The organism is Klebsiella sp. 64, assembly GCF_018223915.1.
GTDB classification, from domain to species: Bacteria; Pseudomonadota; Gammaproteobacteria; order Enterobacterales; family Enterobacteriaceae; genus Klebsiella; species Klebsiella pneumoniae.
Map to the genome: position 1 here is coordinate 125,320 of NZ_JAGRQZ010000002.1, position 21,283 is coordinate 146,602.

General features: G+C 59.0%; 20 protein-coding genes. 14 read left to right on the plus strand and 6 right to left on the minus strand.

Features of this window, described 5'->3' with window-relative positions:
* Positions 1-85: 85 nt before the first annotated feature.
* Positions 86-403 carry a PsiF family protein gene (locus tag KHQ23_RS02710; protein WP_002890225.1) on the plus strand — a complete coding sequence of 106 codons (318 nt, stop codon included), beginning with the start codon at positions 86-88 and terminating at the stop codon, positions 401-403.
* 67 nt (positions 404-470) lie between these two features.
* Here the strand turns inward: KHQ23_RS02710 and proC are convergent, their stop codons facing one another.
* Complete coding sequence (gene proC / locus KHQ23_RS02715; protein ID WP_023341086.1) at positions 471-1,280, minus strand: pyrroline-5-carboxylate reductase; 810 nt, start codon at positions 1,278-1,280, stop codon at positions 471-473.
* Positions 1,281-1,396: 116 nt separating this feature from the next.
* Between proC and KHQ23_RS02720 the strand changes: the two genes are divergently transcribed.
* A complete protein-coding gene (locus KHQ23_RS02720; RefSeq protein ID WP_004893944.1) occupies positions 1,397-1,855 on the plus strand; it encodes a YaiI/YqxD family protein in 459 nt (152 codons plus the stop codon).
* On the opposite strand, the gene KHQ23_RS02725 is transcribed toward KHQ23_RS02720, so the two are convergent.
* Positions 1,852-2,562: a DUF2076 domain-containing protein gene (locus tag KHQ23_RS02725; RefSeq protein ID WP_002890273.1), complete on the minus strand. Its 711-nt coding sequence runs from the start codon at positions 2,560-2,562 to the stop codon at positions 1,852-1,854. The genes KHQ23_RS02720 and KHQ23_RS02725 overlap by 4 nt on opposite strands.
* Before the next feature lie 328 nt (positions 2,563-2,890).
* Between KHQ23_RS02725 and aroL the strand changes: the two genes are divergently transcribed.
* From aroL to ppnP, 4 genes are all read left to right on the plus strand, one after another.
* Positions 2,891-3,424, plus strand: a complete 534-nt coding sequence (aroL, locus tag KHQ23_RS02730; RefSeq protein WP_002890276.1) for a shikimate kinase AroL — start codon at positions 2,891-2,893, stop codon at positions 3,422-3,424.
* 71 nt (positions 3,425-3,495) lie between these two features.
* Positions 3,496-3,687 carry a YaiA family protein gene (locus KHQ23_RS02735; protein WP_002890278.1) on the plus strand — a complete coding sequence of 64 codons (192 nt, stop codon included), beginning with the start codon at positions 3,496-3,498 and terminating at the stop codon, positions 3,685-3,687.
* 250 nt (positions 3,688-3,937) lie between these two features.
* A complete protein-coding gene (locus KHQ23_RS02740) occupies positions 3,938-4,618 on the plus strand; it encodes an AroM family protein (RefSeq protein WP_004144619.1) in 681 nt (226 codons plus the stop codon).
* A 77-nt stretch (positions 4,619-4,695) separates the two neighbouring features.
* A complete protein-coding gene (gene ppnP / locus KHQ23_RS02745) occupies positions 4,696-4,980 on the plus strand; it encodes a pyrimidine/purine nucleoside phosphorylase (RefSeq protein ID WP_002890284.1) in 285 nt (94 codons plus the stop codon).
* A gap of 71 nt (positions 4,981-5,051) precedes the next feature.
* Here the strand turns inward: ppnP and rdgC are convergent, their stop codons facing one another.
* Positions 5,052-5,963 carry a recombination-associated protein RdgC gene (gene rdgC, locus KHQ23_RS02750; RefSeq protein WP_002890285.1) on the minus strand — a complete coding sequence of 304 codons (912 nt, stop codon included), beginning with the start codon at positions 5,961-5,963 and terminating at the stop codon, positions 5,052-5,054.
* Positions 5,964-6,054: 91 nt separating this feature from the next.
* Between rdgC and mak the strand changes: the two genes are divergently transcribed.
* A complete protein-coding gene (gene mak, locus KHQ23_RS02755) occupies positions 6,055-6,969 on the plus strand; it encodes a fructokinase (RefSeq protein WP_032421061.1) in 915 nt (304 codons plus the stop codon).
* A 73-nt stretch (positions 6,970-7,042) separates the two neighbouring features.
* Here the strand turns inward: mak and sbcC are convergent, their stop codons facing one another.
* Positions 7,043-10,180, minus strand: coding sequence for an exonuclease subunit SbcC (gene sbcC, locus KHQ23_RS02760; protein WP_211652572.1), 3,138 nt, complete (start codon positions 10,178-10,180; stop codon positions 7,043-7,045).
* Entirely contained in the window at positions 10,177-11,382 is a 1,206-nt protein-coding gene (sbcD, locus tag KHQ23_RS02765; RefSeq protein WP_004178728.1) for an exonuclease subunit SbcD, read from the minus strand. Before sbcD ends, sbcC begins: the two co-directional genes overlap by 4 nt.
* A 182-nt stretch (positions 11,383-11,564) precedes the next feature.
* Here sbcD and phoB point away from each other — a divergent pair, with 182 nt between their 5' ends.
* The 5 genes from phoB (at position 11,565) to malZ (ending at position 18,734) form a co-directional block, all read left to right on the plus strand.
* Positions 11,565-12,254 (plus strand): phosphate response regulator transcription factor PhoB, encoded by a 690-nt coding sequence (gene phoB / locus KHQ23_RS02770; RefSeq protein WP_002890343.1) that lies wholly within the window; start codon positions 11,565-11,567, stop codon positions 12,252-12,254.
* Between the two features lie 21 nt (positions 12,255-12,275).
* On the plus strand, positions 12,276-13,571 hold the full coding sequence (gene phoR / locus KHQ23_RS02775) for a phosphate regulon sensor histidine kinase PhoR (RefSeq protein WP_002890344.1): 1,296 nt from the start codon (positions 12,276-12,278) through the stop codon (positions 13,569-13,571).
* A gap of 414 nt (positions 13,572-13,985) precedes the next feature.
* On the plus strand, positions 13,986-15,305 hold the full coding sequence (brnQ, locus tag KHQ23_RS02780) for a branched-chain amino acid transporter carrier protein BrnQ (RefSeq protein ID WP_004144627.1): 1,320 nt from the start codon (positions 13,986-13,988) through the stop codon (positions 15,303-15,305).
* Between the two features lie 86 nt (positions 15,306-15,391).
* Positions 15,392-16,765: a proline-specific permease ProY gene (gene proY / locus KHQ23_RS02785; RefSeq protein ID WP_002890348.1), complete on the plus strand. Its 1,374-nt coding sequence runs from the start codon at positions 15,392-15,394 to the stop codon at positions 16,763-16,765.
* Positions 16,766-16,916: 151 nt separating this feature from the next.
* Entirely contained in the window at positions 16,917-18,734 is a 1,818-nt protein-coding gene (gene malZ, locus KHQ23_RS02790; protein ID WP_012737488.1) for a maltodextrin glucosidase, read from the plus strand.
* On the opposite strand, the gene KHQ23_RS02795 is transcribed toward malZ, so the two are convergent.
* Positions 18,731-19,633: a LysR substrate-binding domain-containing protein gene (locus KHQ23_RS02795; RefSeq protein ID WP_002890353.1), complete on the minus strand. Its 903-nt coding sequence runs from the start codon at positions 19,631-19,633 to the stop codon at positions 18,731-18,733. The genes malZ and KHQ23_RS02795 overlap by 4 nt on opposite strands.
* A 266-nt stretch (positions 19,634-19,899) precedes the next feature.
* Here KHQ23_RS02795 and KHQ23_RS02800 point away from each other — a divergent pair, with 266 nt between their 5' ends.
* The gene (locus KHQ23_RS02800; RefSeq protein WP_002890357.1) at positions 19,900-20,541 is read left to right on the plus strand and encodes a hydrolase; all 642 of its coding nucleotides are present in this window, start codon (positions 19,900-19,902) and stop codon (positions 20,539-20,541) included.
* A gap of 186 nt (positions 20,542-20,727) precedes the next feature.
* Positions 20,728-21,273, plus strand: coding sequence for an antibiotic biosynthesis monooxygenase (locus KHQ23_RS02805; protein WP_002890365.1), 546 nt, complete (start codon positions 20,728-20,730; stop codon positions 21,271-21,273).
* Positions 21,274-21,283 lie beyond the last annotated feature (10 nt).

The window sequence follows — 21,283 nt, forward strand, 5'->3', positions numbered from 1 at the left end:
GCCGGTGGCGAAATTGCGTCACCGGCTGGTTTTTTTTCTATCTGCGTCCAGACTTACAACGTTCCACTCACAGAAGGATGGTGCGATGAAAATAACTTTATTGATGACCCTACTATTTGGCTTGATCTTTATCAGCGCGGTTGGCGCGGCAGAAAAAACGCCCACTCCTCAGCAGCAAAGGATGACAGACTGCAATCAGCAAGCGTCAGCCAAAATGCTGAAAGGTGAGGAGCGCAAAACCTTTATGAGCCAGTGTCTGAAAAAAGAGACCACGACCTCGCAGGGAAAGGCGCTCACCCCTCAGCAGCAGAAAATGAGCGACTGCAGCAAAGCGGCCACGGCGAAATCACTGAAGGGTGATGAACGCAGTACCTTCATGAGTAGCTGCCTGAAGAAAGCCTGAAAAAAAGGGAGCGCACGCGCTCCCTTGTTCTTTAACCTATCAGGGCTTGAAGCCCGCCAGCTCAGCTTCAGGAGCGGCTCAATTTCTCTGATTTTTCCATACACTGGGTGATGGCTTCGATTACCGCCGAGCGGAACCCTTTCTCTTCCAGCACGCGCACGGCTTCGATGGTGGTCCCGCCAGGGGAACAGACCATATCTTTCAGCGCCCCTGGGTGTTCTCCGCTCTCCAGCACCATTTTGGCGGAACCCATCACCGCCTGGGCGGCGAATTTATAGGCCTGAGCGCGCGGCATTCCGCCGAGGACGGCGGCATCAGCCATCGCTTCGATAAACATAAAGACATAGGCCGGCGCCGAACCGCTTACCCCCACCACCGGATGGATCATCGGCTCGGCAATTTGCTCCGCCTGGCCAAAGCAACGGAAAATAGTCAGCACTTCGGCAACATCTTCGCTGCTCACCAGGGCGTTAGGCGTGACGGAGGTCATACCGGCGTTAACCAGCGACGGCGTATTCGGCATCGCGCGAATGATTTTGCGATCGTGGCCAAGGGCGCGCGCCAGCTGCTCAAGCGTAACGCCGGCGGCGATAGAGACCACCAGCGACTCTTTATTCAGGCTGGAGGCGATATCGCCCAGCACTTTGGTCATGATCCCTGGTTTAACCGCGCCGAAGACGATATCGGCAATCTGCGCCACTTCCTGGGCGCTGCCGGCAGCGTTGATGCCATACTGGTCGCGCAGAGCTGCAACCTTGTCCGGCGACGGGGTGTAGACCCAGATTTGTCCCGGCTGTACCTGACCGCTGGCGATCAGTCCGCCCAGAATGGCCTTACCCATATTGCCGCAGCCGATAAAGCCAATTTTCTTATCCATCACCATTCCCCTCTGCTTTTTTCGTTACGATCTGATTAGCTTACCATCCTGGCGCTTTCCTGGGGGAGAAAAGCAGGTAACATTGGCGTCACTTATTGCAGGTAACAGGAGCTGGCATGGCCATTTGGGTGGATGCGGACGCGTGTCCGAACGTGATTAAAGAGGTTTTGTTCCGCGCGGCAGAGCGGACCCAGACTCCGCTGACGCTGGTGGCGAACCAGCCGCTGCGCGTGCCGCCGTCGCGTTTCATCCGCACCCTGCGGGTTGAGCAGGGTTTTGACGTGGCGGATAACGAAATCGTTCGTCAGTGCGCGGCGGGAGATTTAGTGATCACCGCCGACATCCCGCTGGCGGCGGAGGTGCTGGCGAAGGGCGGGGCGGCGCTGAACCCGCGCGGGGAACGTTACAGCGAGGCGACGATCCGCGAGCGGCTGACGATGCGGGATTTTATGGAGACATTACGGGCCAGCGGCGTTCAGACCGGCGGCCCGGATAGTTTATCGCAGCGCGATCGGCAACAGTTTGCCGCCGAGCTGGAGAAGTGGTTGCTGGCGGTTAAGCGTCGCCAGGGTTAAACCCAGCTATCGTCATCGCTGCCAAAATCATCGTCGCCAAAGCCGGCGTCGAAGTCGTCGTTCCAGGTATTGTCGGCAAGGAACTGATCGTCTCCCTGGCGGAACGGATCGTCACCTGCGGTGGTGTCCTGCGCGATGCTGTCCTGCGCGGAGGCGGCATCAGGCTGCGGCTTCTCTTCGATGATATTGACGATCTCCTGCGGGTGCGAGCCGCTGAACATATTGGTCAGCATATTGCCCAGCACCACGCCGCCTGCCACGCCAGCGGCCGTTTGCAGCGCGCCCGCCATAAAGCCGCCGCCGCGTGCGGCAGCCTGCGGGGCATAGTTCTGCTGCGGTGGTGGCGTATACTGCGGCTGAGCGCTGGCCTGCGGGCGACCATATTGCTCCGCGCCCGGGATAGGGTCAGAACCGCGTGACGAGCCGCCACCGCCAAACAGGCCGGAGAGGAAGCCGCCGCTGCTGGGCTTTGCCGCCTGCAGTTGGCTGACCTGACTCTCCAGCGCCTGGATGCGATCGTTAAGCTGTTTAATCGCGGCTTCCTGGATAAGAATGGTTTGCGCCATATAGTAGGGGGCCGCCGGCTGCGCGCTCACGTGTTGGGCAATCCGCTCCTCGGCGCTGGCATCGCGCGATGCGCTGTGCGCCTCAGCCTCTTTCAGCCGGGAAAACAGTCCATCAATAAGGCGTTGTTCTTCAGATTGCATGTTACATTCCTCTGTCACACTGTCGAATAGGCATCAGGGTGCTTCTGAAACATGATGTTGTAAATATGTTGCTTCGTAAAGCTATGCATAAATGTGTTACCGTTTACGCCAGCGGTGGATAAAAAATAACGCCAAGCGGAAAGTAAAGCTGGTTAAACACTAAATGCAATGATAAGTTTACATTAATAGCCCCTCTTCTCACCGTGGTAATGGGGTGTAAAGAAGTTGTGTAATTTTTTCTTTACGTATGCATTGCGGGACAGACAGCGATAATACGTGCTTTCGTTTTCATTTTTTTGCGACAGACGGAACCAGGGGGTCTTCGGTTATGACACAGCCTATCTTTCTTATTGGGCCACGCGGCTGCGGTAAAACCACCGTCGGCCATGCGCTGGCGCGAGCGCGGCATTTTCAGTTCTCCGATACCGATCATCGGCTACAGGCCCATGAGCAGCGGACGGTGGCTGAGATCGTGCAGGCGGAAGGGTGGGCGCGTTTTCGCGAACTGGAGACCCTGTCGCTGAAGGCCGTGACCCTGCCGAATACGGTAATCGCCACCGGCGGCGGTATTGTGCTGGCGGAAGGTAACCGTCAGTTTATGCGGGAGAATGGCGTGGTGATTTATCTGCAGGCCTCGGTGTCGGCGCTGATTGACCGTCTGGAAGCCTACCCGAAAGCCGAACAGCGGCCGACGCTGACCGGAAAACCGGTGCGCGAGGAAGTGGGCGAGGTGCTGGCGCAGCGCGAAGCGTTATACCGGGACGCTGCCCACCATATTGTGGATGCCACGGCCTCGCCGGATCGGGTGGTGGAGCAGATTATGTCCATGCTGTGCAGCGCGACGGCAACCCCGGTAAGTTAAGAATTTACTTACATTAAGGCGGCGAGGGGCGCCTATACTTAATAGTTCTGCTACCAGAAGAAGGAAGAACTATGCCAAACAGGCCCCCATATCCGAGAGAAGCGCGCGTGGTTGCGGTAGAGAAAGGTCCTCAGGGTCAGACGGTGACCTGGTATCAGCTCCGTGCGGATTATCCTGAGCCTGATTCGCTTATCAGCGAACATCCTACCGAGCAGGAAGCCGTGGATGCCAAACGGCGTTATGAAGATCCTGACAAGTCGTAACCCCCTGAGCCCGAATTGCCCGCCATGCTGGCAATATCGGGCGTATCTCACATTTTTTATTTATCAGTCGTACTAATGAATATCTAACACACGGATTTTTCAGGCACGGCGCCGCCGCCCGGCAATCTTTACATTCAACCGCGGCGTGGAGCTGCTACGCTTCTCGACGGTTGATTTTTACTCACCAGGGGGGCGGATGCTGTGTGTGGAAAGCCTGTGTTGAAGCAGTGGTTGTGAAAAGGTACATGATATGAGTAGTGCAACGATGGCAATTTTGACCATCGGCGTTGTGCCGCTGGCGGGAGTATTGCCGCTCCTGACCGAACATATCAGGGAAGAACAGATCGCCCACATCAGCCTGCTGGGCGAGATGACGCCTGACGAGGTAATGGCCGAGTACGCCGTAGGTGACGGCGAGAAAGGACTCCTGACCTTGCTCAGTAATAACCAGTTGGTGATGGTGTCGCGACAGAAAATTGAACGCGATGTCCGCAGCGCGATCGCGATGCTGGATCGACAACATTATGATGTGATCCTGCTGCTCAGTTCCGAACAGCTGACCGGTTTTACCACCCACCACGCGATCCTCCTCGAGCCGCAGCGGATCATCCCGCCGCTGGTGGCATCGATCGTCGATGGGCACCAGGTAGGGGTGATCGTGCCGGTGGAAGAGATCATGCCCATGCAGCGGCAAAAGTGGCTCTCGCTGGAAAAGTCGCCATACTACGCGCTGGCCAATCCGTTTACCGGCAGCGACAGCGAGCTATTAACCGCCGGCAAAACGCTGCTGGAGCAGGGCGCCGACGTGCTGGTCCTCGACTGTCTCGGTTACTATCAGCATCATCGCGATGTGTTACAAAAAGCCCTCGATGTTCCGGTTTTGCTGTCGAATGTGCTGGTTTCCCGACTGGCGGCAGAACTATTGGTCTAATGTGTTAATTTCGCGTGACAGGGGCAAGGAGCGCCCCCTATATTGAGCCTTTAACCGACGATCAGAAGGGCTTGTTTATGCTTCAAAGCAATGAATACTTTGACGGAAAAGTGAAATCCATTGGCTTCACCAGCAGCAGTACCGGTCGCGCCAGCGTTGGCGTGATGGCGGAAGGGGAATACACCTTTGGTACGGCGCAGCCGGAAGAGATGACGGTAGTCAGCGGGGCGCTGAATGTCCTGCTGCCGGGTGAGACTGAGTGGAAAGTTTACGCTGCCGGCGAAGTTTTCAATGTGCCTGGCAACAGCGAATTTCATCTGCAGGTGGCTGAGCCAACCTCTTATCTGTGCCGCTATCTGTAAGCCAGCGTGACGCCCGGCGTCTGCCGCCGGGTTGTTTTTTCCTTCCTGCCCGGCAGGAAGGAAAGCGGCGCTTAGCGCTGCGCTTCGCCGCCGAGCCCTTCCACCAGGCTTTGGATCAGGGCAGCCAGCTCGCCGGTCATTAAGATAAAGTCGGCGTCAAAGCGCTGGGCGAAATCTTCCCGATCGATATCTTCGTTTTGGTCGCGCAGTTCATCGCAGAACTTGAGGCGCTTAATTGACGCGTCGTCGCAGATCACAAACTGAATACGCTGCTGCCAGTCCAGCGCCAGCTTGGTGACAACCTTCCCGGCCTCAATGTGTACAGCGATTTCGTCGCTAACCAGATCCTGCTTCTTGGCGCGGATCACGCCGCCATCTTCCAGCATCGCTTTCAGCTCGGCTTCGTCCAGCAGCTGGAAGCCCTGCGCCACGGTGCCGGAGCGGACCCACTCGGTCAGCGTTAGCTCAATCGGATTCTCCAGGGTCAGCGGCACCACCGGCAGCGAGCCGAGGGTTTTACGCAGCAGGGCCAGAGTATCTTCCGCTTTCTTCGCGCTGGCGCAGTCGACCATGATCAGGCCGTTGACGGTGTCGATCCACATCATTGTCTGGCTGAAGCGGCTGAAGGCGCGCGGCAGTAGCGAGTGCAGCACTTCATCTTTCAGGGAATCTTTCTCGGTCTTCTTCAGCTTGCGGCCCTGATCGGCTTCCAGCTTCTGGATCTTTGCCTCCAGCGCCTGCTTAATCACCGGCGACGGCAGGATCTTCTCTTCTTTACGCGCGCAGATAATGATCTGGCCGTTTGCCGTATGCGTCAGCGCGTCGCTGTGCGATCCCATCGGCGACACCCAACCGGTTTTCGCCATATCCTGGCTGCCACAAGGGGTAAATGTCAGCTCGGCCAGCTGTTTTTCCATCTCCTCGGCGCGCAATTCGATATCGCGGCTGAGACGGTAAACCATTAAATTTTTGAACCACAGCATGATAATTTCCACGGCTTTGTCGTTAAATCAGGCGGGCATGATAGCGAATTGTCGCTATGCTTGCATTGTTAATCGGGGTGAGGAGCTGAGCGTGCGTATTGGTATTGATTTAGGTGGAACAAAAACCGAAGTGATAGCCCTGAGCGATCAGGGAGAGCAGCTGTTTCGCCACCGGTTACCCACGCCGCGGGAGGACTACCGGCAAACCATCGAGACCATCGCCACTCTGGTGGAGATGGCCGAGCAGGCGACCGGACAGCAGGGTACCGTGGGGATGGGCATTCCTGGCTCAATTTCGCCTTATACCGGGGTGGTGAAAAACGCCAACTCGACCTGGCTCAACGGCCAGCCCTTTGATAAGGACCTCAGCCTGCGCCTTGAGCGGGAAGTCCGGCTGGCTAACGATGCCAACTGTCTGGCGGTGTCGGAAGCGGTGGACGGCGCGGCGGCGGGGGCGCAAACGGTATTCGCGGTGATTATCGGCACCGGCTGCGGCGCCGGGGTGGCGCTCAACGGGCGGGCGCATATCGGCGGCAATGGTAACGCTGGCGAATGGGGACATAACCCATTGCCGTGGATGAACGACGATGAGCTGCGCTACCGTGCGGAAGTCCCTTGCTACTGCGGCAAACAGGGGTGTATCGAAACCTTTATCTCCGGCACCGGTTTCGCCACCGACTATCAGCGGCTGAGCGGCCAAGGGTTAACCGGCAGCGAGATTATGCGCCTGGTGGGAGAAGGTGACGAAAAGGCTGAACTGGCGCTGAGCCGCTATGAACAGCGGCTGGCGAAATCGCTGGCCCACGTGGTGAATATCCTCGACCCGGACGTTATCGTGCTGGGCGGTGGGATGAGCAACGTCGAACGACTGTATCAGACGGTGCCGGACCTGGTGAAGCAGTGGGTCTTCGGCGGCGAGTGTGAAACGCCGATCCGCAAAGCGATGCACGGCGACTCCAGCGGGGTACGCGGCGCGGCCTGGCTGTGGCCGCTCCAGGGGACCTGAACCGCTTCCCCGCCCCCTAACCCTCTCCCTCGGGAGAGGGTTAGGGTGAGGGGACATCGCCATAATTCAGACCTCACTCCACCGCAAACGCTTTGTCCAGCCGGCTATAGCCCAGGCCGTTAATCTTCTTCACTTTGATCTGCACCGGAATGCGGTCTTTCATCGCCTCCACGTGGCTGATCACCCCGATAATCTTACCGCTAGCGTTAAGGGCATCCAGGGCGTCCAGCGCCGTGTCCAGCGTTTCGCTGTCGAGGGTGCCGAAGCCTTCATCAAGAAACAGGGAGTCAATCCGCGTCTTATGGCTCACCAGGTCTGACAGCGCCAGGGCCAGCGCCAGGCTGACGAGGAAACTTTCGCCGCCGGAGAGGGTGCGGGTGTCGCGCACGGCGTCGGCCTGCCAGGTATCGACAACCTCCAGCTCCAGCGCCTCGCTGGCCTTGCGCTGTAGCAGATAGCGGCCATGCAGGCGGTTGAGCTGCTGGTTTGCCAGCCAGACCAGATTATCCAGCGTCAGCCCCTGGGCGAATTTGCGGAACCGGTCGCCGGTGCTGGAGCCGATCAGCGAATTGAGATAGCCCCAGTCGTCCGCCAGCTGCGCCGCCTCTGCAATCTGCTGCCCCAGCGCCTGCTGCTGTTGACGGCTCTCTGCGTCCTGCCTGAGCTGCTGGCGGATCTCACCCTGGCGGGTAGTGTTATCCCGCAGCCGCTGGGCCAGGGCGTGCAGCTGGGTTTGCAGGGTGGGGACGTCAGCGTCCACCCCTTGCGGACGCAGCGCCAGGTGCGCCTCATGTTGCCGGGTCGCCTGCTCGCAGAGCGCGGCCGCCTGCTGAAGCTGCTGCTCCAGCGTCTGTTTTAACTGCGTCAGCCGCTGGGCGGTCTCGTCATCCAGCAGCGCGGCGAGGAACGCCTCCCGATCGCTAAAGCGGCTGGTGGCCAGGGCGGAGGTGAATTGCGCCTGCGACTGGTCCAGACGCGCCTTTTCCTGGGTTTCCTGCTGCTGCTGGGCGACAAGCTGGCTGTGCAGCGACAGGCATTCCTCGTGGATTTCGCGCCAGTTGTCCGGGATGGCCGACTCAGCTTCAACCTCTGTCTCGTCGCTGGTCGGCAGCGTCTCCAGCAGTGGCCGCAGAGCAGCGATTTGCTGCTGAATGGCATCATGTTGGGTCTGTTGCGCCTGCCACTGGGCAAATTCGCTTTCGCGAGCGTGCAGCCAGGCGGCTTCTGTCCCTTCTGCCGGCAGGCTCAGGGCCAGGGCCTGCAGGGCGCTCTCCAGTCCCTGGCGCGTGGCCGCCAGCTGCTGCTCGGCCTGGCGCTCCAGCGCCTGCTGATCGTTAAGCTGACTCTGCAACATCAGGCGCTGGCTGAGCTGATAGAGCTGCTGCTCGTAGCGCTCCTGCTCCTGCATCCAGTCGTTTATCTCTTGCGCAATATCCCGCGCGATGTGCAGAGAGGCGCAGGTCTCCTGCCACGCTTTAGTAAGCGCTTGCTCTTCCTCTGCGAGCCGCCCGGCCGCTTCGGTGTCACGCTGGAGCTGTTGCGTCAGGGCCTTGACCTGCCCGAGGATCAGCAGGCCTTCTTCTTTCAGCGCGGCGACCTCCTTTTCCAGCGCATCGCGGCGGCGCTGATTATCCGTGAGCGTCAACGAGGCGTATTGTTCAATCGCCGGGTGTTCACAGGCGCCGCACAGCGGACAGGGCTTACCCGCCTCGAGCCGGTCGCGGTAGCTTTCCAGGTCTTTAATCGTTTCTTCCCGTTGGCAGAGCGCCTTCAGGTCGAGATAGTGCTGGTTTTTGTCTTTATATTGTTCCCGGCGCAGCGTCAGGGTAGCGTTAAGTTTTACCTGCTCCGCTTGCGCCTGCTGGACGCTCTCGGCGTTCTGGCGCAGACGCTTGCGCAGCAGCTGATGCTGTTCATGCAGGGAGAGCAGGCGCTGGCGCAGCGGCCGCGATTGGGTTTGCTGTTCTATCGCTGCGGCGACGTCATCCGCGCTCAGGGTGAGAGGGCTGGCTGGCAGCGTGGCCAGCTTCTGGCGTAGCGCGGCCAGGCGGGTGCTCTGAGCCGTTAGCTGTTGTTTATCCCGCGTCAGTTGCGAGAATTGCGCTCGCCAGCCGGCGATCTCCTGACCCCATAAGCGGAAACGCTTATGGGCGGCCAGCCACTGCGCCAGATCGGCCAGTTCAGCCTGACGCTGCTGCTGAGCGCGCAAGGCGCCCTGGCGGATGCGCGCGCGCAGCGCCGTGCTGGCAAGTAAGCGAGCATTTACTTCACTGATCCGCTGCCGGGTTTGCGCCAGGCCTGCCGTCTGCTCCTGCTGGCGCTCCCACAGGGGACGCAGTTGGGCGGCGGGCTGGGCCAGCTCAAGCTTCGCCAGCGCCGGGGCGGCGTCCGCCAGTGCCTGGCGGGCCTGCTGCTGCCGGGTGGCGGCCTGCTGCTGCTGCTGCGCCAGCTCGTCGCGGCGGGTCAGCCACTGGAGCTGCTGCTGCTGGCTCTGCTGCTGGGCCAGCAGGGCTTTTTCTTCGTCAGTAAGTACCTGCAAACTTTCCTGCAGCGCCTGCTGCTGGGCCTCCGTCAACAGGACGATGCCCGCCGCCTGGGCTTCGAACTTCTCCAGCGCGTGGCGAGCGGCTTTGTGCTGTTCGTAGACCATGGCTGAAATCTGGCCGTAGATTTCCGTGCCGGTCAGCTCCTCCAGCAGCTCCGCGCGATCGCTCGGCTTCGCGTTCAGGAAGGCGGCAAATTGCCCCTGGGAAAGCAGCATCGAGCGGGTGAAGCGACCATAGTCGAGGCCGGTAAGCGTCGCGGTTTGCTCCAGCTTGTCCGAGACTTTATCGGCGAGGATTTTGCCGTCAGCGCAGCGCGCCAGCTCGACGCGGGGCGCCTGCAGATTGCCATCCGGCTGGTTACGGGCCCGGTTCTGGCTCCAGAAAGCGCGGTAGGCGATGCCTTTTACTTCAAACTCGACTTCCGCCAGACACTCGGCGGTATCGCGGGTCATCAGGTCGTTTTGCGACTGGGAGACCTTGTTCAGGCGCGGCGTTTCATGATAGAGCGCCAGGCAAATGGCATCGAGCAGCGTGGTTTTCCCGGCCCCGGTGGCGCCGGTAATGGCGAACAGGCCATTGCTGGCGAACGGCTCGGCGGTAAAGTCTATCTTCCATTCCCCTTTCAGGGAGTTGAGGTTTTTCAGACGCAGACTGAGGATTTTCATGCGTTTTCGTCCTCCGCGGTGAGCGTATGCACCGTATGGGCGAACAGCTCATGCAGCCGGGCGCGCTTCATATCGTCAATTTCGGTCAGCGCCAGCCGGCGCTCGAAAACCTCCTCCACCTTCAGTTCACTGAGCGTCTCCCGCTGGGCGTTGAGCAGTATTTTCTCGCGCTGCTCGCGGCTGCGGCGCACCAGCAGCACTTCCACCGGCAGATCCTCCGTCAGCGCCTGAATATGCCGCTGAATATCGTGCAGATAGTCCTCGGTGGTGATTTCGATATCCAGCCACACCGGCGGGTCCTGCTCGACGCCGCGCCACTGCTCCAGCTGGGCGGTGATGGCGGCCAGATCGCCTTTGATTACCGCCAGAGGCTGGGTCACGGGCACCTCCAGGGTTTCCACGGCGCTAAGTCGCCCCTCGCTAAAGCTCACCAGATGCACCGATTTCGCTTTGCCGGTTTCATCGAAGCTCAGCGGCAGCGGCGAGCCGCTGTAGCGGATATGCTCGCAGCCGCCGACCATCTGCGCCCGGTGAATATGGCCCAGCGCAATGTAGTCGGCAGGGGGGAAGTGTTGCGCCGGAAAGGCATCCAGTGTGCCGATGTAAATGTCGCGGACGGCATCGCTTTTGCTGGCGCCGACGGTGGTCAGATGGCCGCTGGCAATGATGGGCAGCGGCCGATCGCCGCGCAGCGCGCAGGCCTGCTGATACTGCTCCTGATAATAGTCGCTGATGGCGTGCAGCAGCAGCTGCTGTTTTTCCCGACCGGAGTGACCGGCCTGGCTGGTCACCAGCTCGCGCGGGCGTAAAAACGGCACCGGACAGAAGATGGCGCCCGGCGTGCCGTCGCGCAGCGGCAGCTCAATCGGCGCGTAGCCGGCGTTCGCCACCACGGTGGTGTGTAAAAAGGCGAGGATATCGCGGGATTCATTGAGCATCGCCACCGAGTCGTGGTTGCCCGCCAGCACCACCAGGCGACAGCCGGTCTGCTGCAACTGGACGACGAAACGGTTATACAGTTCGCGGGCGTAGCTCGGCGGCGAGCCGGTATCAAAAATATCGCCAGCCACGATAATGGCGTCGACTTCATGCTCCTGCGCGCGGTCCAGTAGCCAGGTAAGAAAAGCGTCGTGTTCGGCCGCGCGGCTTTTGCTGTAAAAATTCTGGCCCAGGTGCCAGTCGGAGGTGTGAAGGAGGCGCATAAATCTTCCCTAGCGAAAAAAGCATGGGCGGCAGTATACCACTTGTTAGTGAGGGGTAAGTCCGCGTCGTGCTTCAAAATACCCGATCATCAGACGGTCATTTTTTTCATAAATCTGTCACAAAAGTGACGCATAATGACGCCGCACTTCTATACTGATGGCTAAAAAACACAGGGTAAATAATGGCGAGAAGAATTCTGGTCGTTGAAGATGAAGCTCCAATCCGCGAAATGGTCTGCTTTGTTCTGGAGCAAAATGGCTTTCAGCCTGTCGAAGCGGAAGATTATGACAGCGCGGTGAATCAACTCAATGAACCCTGGCCTGATTTGATTCTCCTGGACTGGATGCTGCCGGGCGGTTCGGGGCTGCAGTTTATTAAACTGCTCAAGCGCGAGGCGATGACGCGGGATATTCCGGTAGTGATGCTGACCGCGCGTGGAGAAGAAGAGGATCGCGTTCGCGGCCTGGAGACCGGCGCGGATGACTACATCACCAAGCCTTTCTCTCCGAAAGAGCTGGTGGCGCGAATCAAAGCGGTGATGCGCCGTATTTCACCGATGGCGGTGGAAGAGGTGATCGAAATGCAGGGGCTGAGCCTCGACCCTTCATCGCACCGGGTAATGACCGGCGACAGTCCGCTGGATATGGGACCGACGGAATTTAAATTATTGCACTTCTTTATGACCCATCCGGAGCGGGTGTACAGCCGCGAACAGCTGCTGAACCACGTCTGGGGGACCAACGTTTATGTGGAAGACCGCACGGTGGACGTCCATATTCGCCGCCTGCGCAAAGCGCTGGAACACAGTGGCCATGATCGTATGGTGCAAACGGTTCGCGGCACGGGGTATCGTTTCTCCGCCCGTTTCTGAATTTTGACAGGAGTGTGACCCGTGCTGGAACGGCTGTCATGGAAAAGGCTGGCGCTGGAGCTCTTTTTAGCGTGTATTCCGGCCCTGATTCTGGGGGCGTTTGTGGGTCATCTGCCGTGGTTTTTACTGGCGGCAGTGACCGGTTTGCTGATCTGGCATTTCTGGAATTTGATGCGCCTGTCGTGGTGGCTGTGGGTGGACCGGAGCATGACTCCTCCGCCTGGCCGCGGCAGTTGGGAGCCGCTGCTGTATGGTCTGCACCAGATGCAGATGCGTAATAAAAAGCGTCGGCGCGAGCTGGGAAGCCTGATTAAACGCTTTCGCAGCGGGGCGGAATCGCTACCGGATGCGGTCGTCCTGACCACGGAAGAGGGGGCTATTTTCTGGTGTAATGGCCTGGCGCAGCAGATTCTAAACCTGCGCTGGCCGGACGACAGTGGCCAAAACATTCTTAACCTTCTGCGCTATCCCGAGTTCGCCAACTATCTGAAACAACGCGATTTTTCAAAGCCGCTCAATCTGGTGCTGAATAACGCCCGTCATCTGGAAATTCGCGTGATGCCCTACAGCGACAAGCAGTGGCTGATGGTGGCGCGCGACGTGACGCAGATGCATCAGCTGGAAGGGGCGCGGCGGAACTTTTTCGCCAACGTCAGCCATGAGTTGCGCACCCCACTGACGGTGCTGCAGGGCTATCTGGAGATGATGCAGGAGCAGGTGCTGGAGGGGGCGACCCGAGAAAAAGCCCTGCACACCATGCGGGAGCAAACTCAACGTATGGAAGGCCTGGTGAAGCAGCTGCTGACGCTGTCGCGTATTGAAGCCGCGCCGGCGCTGGCGATGAATGATCGCATCGACGTGCCGATGATGCTGCGGGTGGTGGAGCGCGAGGCGCAAACTCTCAGCCAGGAGAAACAGACGCTGATCTTCACCGTCGATGAGCAGCTCAAGGTGCTGGGTAATGAGGAGCAGCTGCGCAGCGCCATCTCCAACCTGGTCTATAACGCGGTGAACCACACCCCGCCGGGGACCGAAATTCGCGTCAGCTGGCAGCGGACCCCGCAGGGAGCGCTGTTCAGCGTCGAGGATAACGGGCCAGGCATTGCGCCAGAGCATATTCCCCGTCTGACCGAGCGTTTTTATCGGGTGGATAAAGCCCGTTCCCGGCAAACGGGGGGCAGTGGCCTGGGACTGGCGATCGTCAAACACGCGGTTAACCATCATGACAGCCGGCTGGAAATAGACAGCACGGTGGGCAAGGGAACCCGCTTTAGCTTCCTGCTCCCGGAACGATTAATTGCCAAAAATGACGCCTGATCGACGCGCTGTCAGTTTATCTTGCCAATGACCAGCTTCAGCTGGTCATTTTCATTGGCAGTCGTTTTTTCTCGCCTATTTAATGAGCGCGCGCTGCTTTTTTGTTCGCATGATAAGCCACGGGCTTTCTATCAATATGGTAAATGATACTGGTGTGAAAGACATAACCAGCATAATCATCTGCTTTTGCGATCGTGCCTTGCTTTAAAACGTTATAAGCGTTTAAATTGCGCCTGCGCAGTCGATGACAGACTGCTTTTGCGTGGTAATACCAAAAACAATTCTTTCCCACGCCGCTTCGGGAGCATATCTCGCTGAGTTTACCGGCAATGGCCGCTGTATCGTCCCTGAGAGGGGAGCGCGGTATTTTTCCATTTTTTTTACAACACCACATCCACAGGCAGTAATGAATTTATGACCCATCAGTTAAAATCTCGCGACATCATAGCGTTGGGCTTTATGACCTTCGCGTTGTTCGTTGGCGCAGGCAACATTATTTTCCCTCCGATGGTTGGCTTACAGGCGGGCGAGCACGTCTGGACGGCGGCGATCGGCTTCCTGATCACTGCGGTGGGTCTGCCGGTGCTGACGGTGGTGGCGCTGGCGAAAGTCGGCGGCGGCGTTGAAAGCCTGAGCACCCCGATTGGTAAAGTGGCCGGTATCCTGCTGGCGGTGGTGTGCTATCTCGCGGTAGGACCGCTGTTCGCGACGCCGCGTACCGCGACCGTCTCCTTTGAGGTCGGTATTGCGCCGCTGACCGGCGACGGCCCGCTGCCGCTGCTGATCTACAGCGTTATTTACTTCGCGCTGGTGATTCTGGTCTCCCTCTATCCGGGCAAACTGCTGGACACCGTGGGCAATTTCCTTGCGCCGCTGAAAATTATCGCCCTGATTGTGCTGGCGGTCGCCGCCATCATCTGGCCAGCGGGCCCGATCAGCGACGCGCTGGAAGCGTATCGTACGGCGCCATTCTCCAATGGCTTCGTCAACGGCTACCTGACCATGGATACCCTCGGCGCGATGGTGTTCGGCATCGTGATTGTTAATGCCGCTCGCTCACGCGGCGTCAGCGAAGCGCGTCTGTTGACCCGTTATACCGTCTGGGCTGGTCTGATGGCGGGCGTCGGCCTGACCCTGCTGTATCTGGCGCTGTTCCGTCTGGGCTCTGACAGCGCTACTCTCGTGGATCAGTCCGCCAACGGCGCGGCGATCCTCCATGCCTACGTGCAGCACACCTTCGGCGGGGCGGGCAGTTTCCTGCTGGCGGCGCTGATCTTCATCGCTTGCCTGGTGACGGCGGTGGGCCTGACCTGCGCCTGCGCTGAGTTCTTTGCCCAGTATCTGCCGTTCTCCTATCGCACGCTGGTCTTTGTTCTCGGCCTGTTCTCCATGGCGGTCTCCAATTTGGGCCTTAGCCATCTGATCCAGGTATCGATTCCGGTGCTGACCGCTATCTATCCGCCGTGTATCGCACTGGTTGTATTAAGCTTTACCCGCAGTTGGTGGCATAATTCGTCCCGCGTTATCGCGCCGGCCATGTTTATCAGCCTGATGTTTGGTATCATTGACGGGATTAAGTCATCGGCATTTGCCGCGATTCTGCCGGACTGGACCGCGCGTCTGCCGCTGGCGGAGCAGGGCCTGGCCTGGCTGATGCCCACCGCCGTGATGACCATTCTCGCGGTGATCTGGGATCGCGCAGCCGGACGTCAGGTGACTTCCAGCGCGCATTAACCGGCGGTGAGGACAAGCGTTTAACCACGGGACTTCGGGTTCCGTGGTTTTTTATTTTTTGTGTTAAACGGCATTGAAAAACCACGATGGAAAGTAGTAACAAGCTTAAGCGCGGGCTAAGCACCCGGCACATTCGCTTTATGGCCCTGGGTTCCGCCATCGGCACCGGGCTTTTTTACGGCTCGGCCGACGCCATTAAAATGGCCGGACCCAGCGTACTATTGGCCTACATTATCGGCGGCGTCGCGGCATATATCATTATGCGGGCGCTCGGTGAGATGTCGGTGCATAACCCTGCCGCCAGCTCATTCTCCCGCTATGCCCAGGAAAACCTCGGCGGACTGGCGGGCTATATCACCGGCTGGACCTACTGCTTTGAAATCCTGATCGTCGCCATCGCCGACGTTACCGCCTTCGGCATCTACATGGGCGTCTGGTTCCCGACGGTGCCGCACTGGATCTGGGTGCTCAGCGTGGTGCTGATCATCTGCGCCGTCAACCTGATGAGCGTCAAGGTGTTTGGCGAGCTGGAGTTCTGGTTCTCGTTCTTCAAAGTGGCCACCATTATCATCATGATCCTCGCCGGGTTCGGCATCATTATCTGGGGGATCGGCAACGGCGGCCAGCCGACGGGGATTCATAACCTGTGGAGCAACGGCGGCTTCTTCAGCAACGGCTGGCTGGGAATGGTGATGTCGCTGCAGATGGTGATGTTCGCTTACGGCGGCATCGAAATCATCGGCATTACCGCCGGTGAGGCGAAGGACCCGGAGAAATCCATTCCGCGCGCCATCAACTCGGTGCCGATGCGCATTCTGGTGTTCTACGTCGGCACGCTGTTCGTCATTATGTCCATCTACCCGTGGAATCAGGTGGGAACCGACGGCAGCCCCTTCGTCCTGACCTTCCAGCATCTGGGCATTACCTTCGCGGCCAGTATTCTTAACTTCGTGGTCCTGACGGCTTCGCTGTCGGCGATTAACTCCGACGTGTTCGGCGTGGGCCGTATGCTGCACGGCATGGCTGAGCAGGGCAGCGCGCCGAAGGTGTTCGCTAAAACGTCGCGTCGCGGTATTCCGTGGGTGACGGTGATGGTGATGACCATTGCGCTGCTGTTTGCGGTATACCTAAATTACATCATGCCGGAGAACGTTTTCCTGGTGATCGCCTCCCTGGCCACCTTCGCCACGGTGTGGGTGTGGATTATGATCCTGCTGTCACAGATAGCCTTCCGCCGCCGTCTGTCGCCCGAAGAGGTTAAGGCGCTGAAATTCAAAGTCCCTGGCGGGGTGGTGACCACGGTGATCGGCCTGCTGTTCCTGGCCTTTATTATCGCCCTTATCGGCTATCATCCGGACACCCGCATCTCGCTGTACGTCGGTATGGCGTGGATTGCGCTGTTGCTGCTCGGCTGGGTCTTTAAGACCCGCCGTGAGCGCCGCCTGGCGCAGGCTCAGTAATCGACATCGCCCCGGTCAGCATCGCGCGGCCGGGGCGGCTTGCGGTCCCGCGTCCTCCCCCGTTATCCTCCCCCAAAAAGTTCTGAGATGATGAGTTCTGCGCCCGGCGGCTATGGCAAGGTGTGCCCATTCTGCACAATGAGGATTCACGATGTTGAAGGCATGGCACCTTCCGGTTGCACCCTTTATTAAGGTGCAACAGGACCGACTGTTTATTACTCTGTGGTTAAGCGGTGAGTCGCTGCCGCAGCGGATCACGCTGCGCGCGGAAGAGGATAACGAAGAGCTGTCGCTGCCGATGCAGCGGCTCCGCCAGGCGCCGCAGCCAGGCGTGGTGGCATGGCGCGGCGAAATCTCTCTCGCCAGCGGCCAGCCGCGCCGCCGCTACAGCTTTAAGCTGCTGTGGGCCGACCATCAGCGCTGGTTTACGCCACAAGGCTTCACCCGATTCCCGCCGGCCCGACTGGAGCAGTTCGCCATTGACCTGCCGGACGCCGGCCCGCAGTGGGTGGCCGATCAGGTGTTCTATCAAATTTTCCCCGATCGCTTTGCCCGCAGCGCCGCGCGTGACGCCGACCAGGATGCGGTCTATTACCATCACGCGGCGGGACGGGAGATTGTGCGCAAGGCGTGGGACGACCCGCTTACCGGCGAGGCGGGCGGGTCGACGTTCTACGGCGGGGATCTCGACGGCATCAGCGAAAAACTTCCCTACCTGAAGCAGCTCGGCGTAACCGCTCTATATCTGAACCCGGTTTTCGCCGCCCCCAGCGTGCATAAATACGATACCGAGGATTATCGGCGCGTCGATCCGCAGTTTGGCGGCGACGCGGCGCTGCTCCGGCTGCGCCACAACACCCAGCGGGCGGGAATGCGCATGATCCTCGACGGCGTGTTCAACCATACCGGCGATTCCCATCCCTGGTTCGACCGTCACCAGCAGGGCAGCGGCGGCGCCGGCCACGATCCGGACTCCCCGTGGCGCGACTGGTTTACCTTCTCAGAGGAGGGGCAGGCGCACAACTGGCTGGGCTATGCCAGTCTGCCGAAGCTCGACTATCGGTCGACCAGCCTGGTCAACGAGATCTATGCCGGTGAAGACAGTATCGTACGCCACTGGCTGAAGGCGCCATGGAGCATGGACGGCTGGCGTCTTGACGTGGTGCATATGCTGGGCGAAGGCGGCGGGGCGCGGAATAACCTGCAGCATATCGCCGGCATTACCCAGGCGGCGAAGCAAGCGCAGCAGGAAGCTTTTGTCTTTGGCGAACATTTTGGCGACGCGCGCCAGTGGCTGCAGGCGGATGCCGAAGACGCGGCGATGAACTATCGCGGCTTCACCTTCCCGATCTGGGGATTCCTCGCCAATACCGATATCTCTTACGATCCGCAGAAAATAGACGCCCAGACCTGTATGGCGTGGATGGATAATTATCGTGCCGGGCTGTCGCATCAGCAGCAGCTGCGGATGTTCAACCAGCTCGACAGCCATGATACGGCGCGTTTTAAATCTCTTCTTGGCAAAGACGTAGCGCGCCTGCCGCTGGCGGTGGTGTGGCTGTTCAGCTGGCCGGGGGTACCGTGCATCTACTATGGCGACGAGGTGGGCGTGGATGGCAATAACGATCCGTTCTGCCGCAAACCGTTCCCGTGGGATCCGGCGCTGCAGGATACCCAGCTGCTGGCGCTGTATCAGCGGATGGCGAAACTGCGTAAGGCCCACCAGGCGCTGCGCTACGGCGGCTGTCAGGTGATTTACGCCGAGGATAACGTGGTGGTGTTTGTCCGCGTCTACAAACAGCAGCGGGTGCTGGTGGCGATTAACCGCGGGGAAGCCTGCGAGGTGGTTATCGAAGATTCCCCGCTGCTGAACGTGGCCGGGTGGACGCTGCAGGAGGGCGCCGGCGCCTTCCAGGACGGGGTGCTGACCCTCCCGGCCATCTCCGCCAACGTCTGGTCCGGCCGTTAATGGTAGAGCTGGCTCAGCAGGTCGCCGCGGAGGAGCGCCTCCCGCCACCAGCGCTGAGCCAGCCCATCATTCCCGCTGCGCCAGGCCATATAGGTAATATCCTTTTCCCGCCAGCAGGCGACGCTTTTCTCCACCAGACTGCCTTTTACCAGCCACGGGCGAGCGATATGGCGCGGCAGAAAGCCGCAGCCCAGCCCGGCGCACAATAGTTCGACTTTACTGGCGAAATCATCGACGCCGATTTGCGGCTGCTCGTCGAGGAGATTGCTGTTGAGCGGATGGCAATAGCGGGCGCTGTCGCGGATCACGATGGCCCGATGCTGGCTGAGCTGTTTATTGGCCAGTGGCTCCTTCGCCTGAGCCAGCGGGTGATGGGGGGCGACGACGAAGATGTTATCCAACGCGCCGAGGGTTTGCCATGACCACTCCGCGGAGGTGGGCGGCTCATTGATGGCGCCGAGGATAATATCCGCCCCATGATGGGTCAGCTCTTCCCACGAACCGGCGAGGGTGTGATGGCTGAAGTTCAGTCGCGTCTGTGGGTTTTGCGCGTAAAACTCGGCGATCAGCGGCAGCAGAGCCGAAAAGGGAAATGAGGCGTCAAGGGCGATGGCTAGCTCTCGCTCCCAGCCCGCGCTCAGCTGCTGGGCCTGCTTTTCCAGATCTCTGGCGGCACTTAAAAGCTGTCGCCCCTTCTCCAGCATCAGCCGGCCGGTATCGGTAAATTTTGCCCGATGGCCGGAACGATCCAACAGCACGATGTTCAGATCGCTCTCCAGCTTCTGGATCATATAGCTCAGAGCGGCGGGGGTTTTATACAGCGACTCCGCGGCGGTGGCGAAGGATCCGTGGCGGTCAAGGGCATCAAGGATCATCAAAACATCAAAGTTTACGCGCATATGAAGCTATCCATTAATTTGTTTTCTCTGTTGTACCTAAGCGCAATAATCAAAGCCAGTGAATAAATCAGAACAGTTTGGCGTAAAAATTTGATTAAAACAGGCGTGTATAAATCCTGGTCGCGGCAAAAAATATAAACCATAAAAAATCCTTAATAACTTGTTAGAAATAACTGGCTATACTCACCATGCTTTATCAGTCAGGATCCACACGACGCATTAATCATCATGTCATCTTTTTAACTAATTGATTAAGAAGGTATTTAATGTCTATTCGTGAACTGCTCGATCCCACTAATTCCGCGCTTATCTTTATTGACCATCAGCCGCAAATGTCCTTTGGCGTGGCGAATATCGATCGCCAGACCCTGAAAAATAACACCGTGGCGCTGGCGAAAGCGGGCAAAATTTTTAATGTACCGGTGATTTATACCTCCGTAGAGACCAAAAGCTTTAGCGGCTATATCTGGCCGGAATTATTGGCCGTGCATCCTGATGTCAAGCCGATTGAACGTACCTCCATGAACTCCTGGGAAGATGATGCGTTTGTGGCAGCGGTGAAAGCGACCGGCCGTAAAAAGCTGGTGATCTCCGCTCTGTGGACCGAAGTCTGCCTGACCTTCCCGGCGTTGATGGCGCTGGAGGCGGGCTACGAGGTCTATGTAGTGACGGATACCTCCGGCGGCACCTCTGTCGACGCCCATGAGCGGTCTATTGACCGGATGGTGCAGGCGGGGGCGGTGCCGGTGACCTGGCAGCAGGTGCTGCTGGAGTACCAGCGCGACTGGTCGCGCAAAGCGACCTACGATGCGGTAATGGACCTGGTGCGCGAACACAGCGGCGCCTACGGGATGGGCGTGGATTACGCTTATACCATGGTGCATGGCGCGCCGGAGCGTAAAGCGTAAATCACTCCATCCTTCAGGCTGCTGCGTTGTTGGCTGCGTTTGTCCGTCCCCAGCTACTGAATTTATTCAAGTTCACGGGGACATGCCCGCCTGCCGCTTCAACGCAGCATGAAGGATGTTGTGTCAGATCATTTATGGAGAGTGGCAGGAGAAAACCGGCCATTTCCCTGAAGCAAGGAACTCGTCATGGCGCAGCAAAAATCGGTGACCCTGGTTATCAGCCATCTGCTCGATCCGCAACACAGCCAGCGCTACGAAGAGTGGCTCGGTAAAATTATGCCCATTGCGGCAGAATTTCCCGGCCATCTTGGGGCGAATGTGATCCGGCCCGCCGCAGGGCAGAATCTGTGGAGCGTCATAATCCGCTTCGATACCCTGGAGCACCTCTACGCCTGGACGCAGTCGGAAACCCGTCGGCAACTGGTGGCTGAGATTGCCCCACTGCTGACGGAAGGCGATCGGACTGAGGTGCGGACTGAACCGGCCTTCTGGTTTACCCCGCCGACGGTGAACGTACGCCAGCCGCGGCGCTGGAAACAGTTTCTGATCACCCTGCTGGTGATTTTCCCCAGCACCAACCTGGTGCCTGCGGTGACCGGCATGCTGCTGCCGTCGCTTAAGGGGAGCCTGCTGCTGCACCTCATCAATGATGCCTGCGTGGTTGCGCTGGTGGTCTGGTTCTGGATGCCCATCGTGACCCGCCTGTTTGCTGGCTGGTTGAAGAAAAACTGAGTCAGCCTCC

Bases quoted from the DNA above. Each gene is read 5' to 3' on its own strand.
- KHQ23_RS02710 (WP_002890225.1), top strand. From the start codon at position 86: ATGAAAATAACTTTATTGATGACCCTACTATTTGGCTTGATCTTTATC.
- proC (WP_023341086.1), bottom strand. From the start codon at position 1,280: ATGGATAAGAAAATTGGCTTTATCGGCTGCGGCAATATGGGTAAGGCC.
- KHQ23_RS02720 (WP_004893944.1), top strand. From the start codon at position 1,397: ATGGCCATTTGGGTGGATGCGGACGCGTGTCCGAACGTGATTAAAGAG.
- KHQ23_RS02725 (WP_002890273.1), bottom strand. From the start codon at position 2,562: ATGCAATCTGAAGAACAACGCCTTATTGATGGACTGTTTTCCCGGCTG.
- aroL (WP_002890276.1), top strand. From the start codon at position 2,891: ATGACACAGCCTATCTTTCTTATTGGGCCACGCGGCTGCGGTAAAACC.
- KHQ23_RS02735 (WP_002890278.1), top strand. From the start codon at position 3,496: ATGCCAAACAGGCCCCCATATCCGAGAGAAGCGCGCGTGGTTGCGGTA.
- KHQ23_RS02740 (WP_004144619.1), top strand. From the start codon at position 3,938: ATGAGTAGTGCAACGATGGCAATTTTGACCATCGGCGTTGTGCCGCTG.
- ppnP (WP_002890284.1), top strand. From the start codon at position 4,696: ATGCTTCAAAGCAATGAATACTTTGACGGAAAAGTGAAATCCATTGGC.
- rdgC (WP_002890285.1), bottom strand. From the start codon at position 5,963: ATGCTGTGGTTCAAAAATTTAATGGTTTACCGTCTCAGCCGCGATATC.
- sbcC (WP_211652572.1), bottom strand. From the start codon at position 10,180: ATGAAAATCCTCAGTCTGCGTCTGAAAAACCTCAACTCCCTGAAAGGG.
- sbcD (WP_004178728.1), bottom strand. From the start codon at position 11,382: ATGCGCCTCCTTCACACCTCCGACTGGCACCTGGGCCAGAATTTTTAC.
- phoB (WP_002890343.1), top strand. From the start codon at position 11,565: ATGGCGAGAAGAATTCTGGTCGTTGAAGATGAAGCTCCAATCCGCGAA.
- brnQ (WP_004144627.1), top strand. From the start codon at position 13,986: ATGACCCATCAGTTAAAATCTCGCGACATCATAGCGTTGGGCTTTATG.
- proY (WP_002890348.1), top strand. From the start codon at position 15,392: ATGGAAAGTAGTAACAAGCTTAAGCGCGGGCTAAGCACCCGGCACATT.
- malZ (WP_012737488.1), top strand. From the start codon at position 16,917: ATGTTGAAGGCATGGCACCTTCCGGTTGCACCCTTTATTAAGGTGCAA.
- KHQ23_RS02795 (WP_002890353.1), bottom strand. From the start codon at position 19,633: ATGCGCGTAAACTTTGATGTTTTGATGATCCTTGATGCCCTTGACCGC.
- KHQ23_RS02800 (WP_002890357.1), top strand. From the start codon at position 19,900: ATGTCTATTCGTGAACTGCTCGATCCCACTAATTCCGCGCTTATCTTT.
- KHQ23_RS02805 (WP_002890365.1), top strand. From the start codon at position 20,728: ATGGCGCAGCAAAAATCGGTGACCCTGGTTATCAGCCATCTGCTCGAT.